We start from the raw sequence: 3,777 nt of genomic DNA, 5'->3' as shown, positions 1-3,777 counted from the left end.
CCCTGAAAGACGAACCGCTTCCAAGATACGCAACACACCGGTAGCATCCACATCCGCAGTAAACTCAGGAGCATCAAAGGAAACCTGGACATGGCTCTGGGCAGCCAGATTATATATCTCATCCGGCCGTACAGTACTGATTACCGCCATCAGCCCCATAGAATCCCCCATATCCCCATAATGAAGATGAAAATGTGGCTTACCCTCAAGATGAGCAATCCGCTCACGATAATCCACTGAGGAACGCCGGATAATGCCATGAACATCATACCCCTTGTCCAATAAAAACTCCGCCAAATAAGAACCATCCTGTCCGGTTATACCGGTAATCAATGCTTTTTTCATGATCTGCCTCCTAAAAATAAAAATCTCCCTGCCCCGGCAGAGAGATTACTTTTCCTGCAATCGCCCCATGGGCTCCTGCATTATTTTTCCATATGACAGCCTTTATTTCAATTCATTATCCTTGGTAAAACTTGCACAATCTTGTCTTTATCAAACCAAAACAGCAACGCCCTATTTCCAGCGTTTTCGGTACTCCCGTGGTGAAATTCCCTCCATGGACTTGAACACCCTTGATAGATATTGTTCAGAAGAAAATCCCACCTTTGCCGCAATCTCCGCCAAGGTATCCCCGGTAAATCTAAGCAGCTCCTTGGTCTTCCTGATGCGCACGCTGGACAGGTATTTGATGGGGGATATTCCCATTACCCTGGAAAACACATGTCCCAGATATGTCTTTTCCATAAAAAACTCCCGGGATAATCTCTCAAGGGTAATATCCTCCATGTAGTGGCTGTCAATATAGAGGCGCACAGCCTCCATATTATCCTCGGGCTCATGCCTTTCCCCCTCCCAGCAGTCCCCCATCAGCCTTTCCAAAAAGGAGGACAGAATGGTATTGATGCTCATGTCCCGTACATATGAAGCCCCTGAAGCCGTCTTCAAAAGAGACTCGAACAAAGTCAGATACCGGCTGATATCCGGGGCACTGAAGACAGGCCTCCCGGATCTGGCAAGAAACTTTCTGTATATGGAAAGGGCTGCCGGACCATCAAAATGGGCCCAGCAAATGGTCCACAGCTTATCATCCGTGCTATGGGAATAAGGCTTCGAACAATCTATAAAGGCCACATCGCCACTGCCAAGCTGGTATCTCTTACCATCAGCAGTAATTTCCCCGGCACCCTTCTCCACCACCAGCAGCAAAAAACCACCTAAATTAGCCCGCCGGGAAACATGGGGCTTCAAGGCAGTCAGCTGCCCCACCTCTGCCAGGTGCAAAAGAGCTGCCCTGGCAAATGGGGAGGGTGTATATTGAATTCTGTTTGTTTTAACTGTTGACATGCTAATATTCCATTCATCCAATGTTCATTCTCAGAACAGACTTCCAATTTCGTTTACCATAAAGAAATCGAACGATGTGGGCAGTATGAGTCTCATCATCAATCCTATAAAACACAAGATAGTTATCGACACTAAAAATCCTGATCCTCCAGACTCTCATTACCGGCTCATCAACCACAGTAAACTTTGCCGGCATAACAGATCATTTTTCAATTTCTTCTGTTACTTTATCCGGCAAATCATCGGCAGCCTTCGGATTATGCAGGATAATATAAATGCTAATCTAAAAGTGAACCACTGAGGGTGAGGAATTTTCATGGACATTTACATTGCACAGCCCCTTTTTATCATAATAGCTTCCATATAGATAATTCAGCTTTAATACATTTTGTAAAAATATAAAGAATTCATTCCATCATAAACCGGCTTGTCACTTTATAAGCGTCCTAAATTACTTCCCAATATCCATTCTTTCTTAGCCCTTATGCAGTATCAGTTTTTTTCATCATTTTCTGCATATACCTGGCATCGGATAATGTCCGTCCCCTGAATGGCTCACTTTGTATTAAAATTCACAAACAATATACATTTAATGTTTATTATTTATCATGCACTATATATTTATTTACAAATTCTAATACAGATTCCACTGTATCAATTTGGCCATACTCACCTTCATGATAGTCACTACCAACACCATTAACTAATATACTTACACAACCTGCAGACAGCCCCGCCTTAATATCATTTTCGCTATCACCAACCATGTACGATTTGCTTAAATCAATATTATAATCTTTAGCAGCTTTAAATAACATTCCAGGCTTTGGTTTTCGGCATTCACACTCAATTTTTAATTCAGGCACTTCACCTTCATAGCCCTTGTGAGGATGATGTGGACAATAATACAACCCATCAATATAGGCCCCCTTCAAGCCAAGTTCTGTTTCCAGCTTCTTATGAATGGTATCAAGCTCATCAACAGTAACCTCACCACGAGATATAACAGGCTGGTTTGTAGCTACTATACACAAGTAACCGGAGGCATTTATTTTTATGATTGCCTCTGCAATACCAGAAATTAATTCAAAGTCCTCAATGTGGTGCAAGAAGCCTTTGTAAATATTAATCGTACCATCTCTATCCAGGAACACAGCCTTTTGTTTATTAGCCAAATTTTTAGCTGTGACCACACCATTTTCAAAATCTTTACATACGGCTTCGAAACGGTCCGGGGTGCCCATATCTTTCACATATTCCGGAGAATCATAACAGAAGATCTTGCCAGTACCACACAGTGGTTTTAACACCTGCCTGTCAAGATCAACTTTTATTGTATTGCCAGTTTTTTCATCAACTGTACCAATCTTCTCAATATCAATATTTAACATATCAAGAGCGATTGGATTTATTACATGAAGCCCGGCATTTACCCTGTTTTTGTAATACTCTGGCCTAATATCTTCTTTAGTTAGCCAAGATACCACTGAATTGCTGTTATCGGCAATTATAAGACCAGAATCATAAGGATGAGAGTTTGGATGGGTAAATAATGTAATAAGGCCTCCATGCTCCCGGTGAAATTTTACCATACGATTAAAATCCACATCGAACATGGCATCAGCATTTAACAATAAAAAAGGCTCTTTACCGAGTTTTTCTCTTAATTTAAATAGTGCACCAGCATTACCCAATGGCTGATCCTCAACAAAATATTCTATTCTTGCTCCCCAGCGTTCTCCAGTGCCAAAGTATTCTTCAATTTTTTCGTGAAGATATGACACTGTAATAATGATATCTGAAAATCCCTGCTTAACAAGGCTTTCAATCTCCCTTTCCAGTACTGGTTTGTTTGCAATTTTAATCAGCGGCTTTGGAATATCTGGGAACAGTTCAGAAATCCGTGTTCCACGACCGCCTGCCATAATTATTGTTTTCATATTCTCATCAACTCAAGCCAAACTTCATCGATTTTTGAGTAAATTTACCCAATTTAAATATGACAAATAATATAAATCTTTCATATTCTGGAATACCCCTTTGTACCTGGCAAAATTATTTGCGCAATTATATCTAATCAGATCACTAAGGTGGGTACATAACCCTTGGTTTGGAACAAAATCTGAATTGCTACTGGAGCAGCTGATATCACTTGCTAACAAATGTGGCAGCCCAAGAGTTTCGTTTATTCCATACCCTCTAAGATCCTCTTCTATCAATATGCTTGGTATTCTGCGACTTAACGAGTAAATATGCGAATGTACTCTAAATCCGATATGCAGATCTGCATCATTATAGTTTTCAAAACCAACATCAGAACCGCTCAAATCATAAAATGTAATATTATTATTTTTAAGATAATCTTTAATAGTATTGTTACATACTGATGAGTATTTTGTGTTTATACCATTATTAAATGAAAATATTGTC

General features: G+C 40.2%; 5 protein-coding genes. All 5 read right to left on the bottom strand.

Annotated elements, in window-relative coordinates:
• Positions 1-345, bottom strand: a 345-nt coding sequence (locus K6C05_RS05775; protein ID WP_296732363.1) for a GDP-mannose 4,6-dehydratase, incomplete at its 3' end; no start/stop codon positions are given.
• A gap of 171 nt (positions 346-516) precedes the next feature.
• Positions 517-1,347 carry an AraC family transcriptional regulator gene (locus K6C05_RS05770; RefSeq protein WP_296732361.1) on the bottom strand — a complete coding sequence of 277 codons (831 nt, stop codon included), beginning with the start codon at positions 1,345-1,347 and terminating at the stop codon, positions 517-519.
• Positions 1,348-1,360: 13 nt separating this feature from the next.
• A complete protein-coding gene (locus K6C05_RS05765; RefSeq protein ID WP_296732359.1) occupies positions 1,361-1,543 on the bottom strand; it encodes a type II toxin-antitoxin system RelE/ParE family toxin in 183 nt (60 codons plus the stop codon).
• Positions 1,544-1,946: 403 nt separating this feature from the next.
• Entirely contained in the window at positions 1,947-3,272 is a 1,326-nt protein-coding gene (gene gmhB, locus K6C05_RS05760) for a D-glycero-beta-D-manno-heptose 1,7-bisphosphate 7-phosphatase (RefSeq protein WP_296732357.1), read from the bottom strand.
• A 39-nt stretch (positions 3,273-3,311) separates the two neighbouring features.
• A partial coding sequence (locus K6C05_RS05755) for a hypothetical protein (RefSeq protein WP_296732354.1) occupies positions 3,312-3,777 on the bottom strand: 466 nt, incomplete at its 5' end.

The organism is Anaerovibrio sp., assembly GCF_024697385.1.
Taxonomy (GTDB): domain Bacteria; phylum Bacillota; class Negativicutes; order Selenomonadales; family Selenomonadaceae; genus Anaerovibrio.
This window is presented reverse-complemented; position numbering and strand designations above follow the sequence as displayed.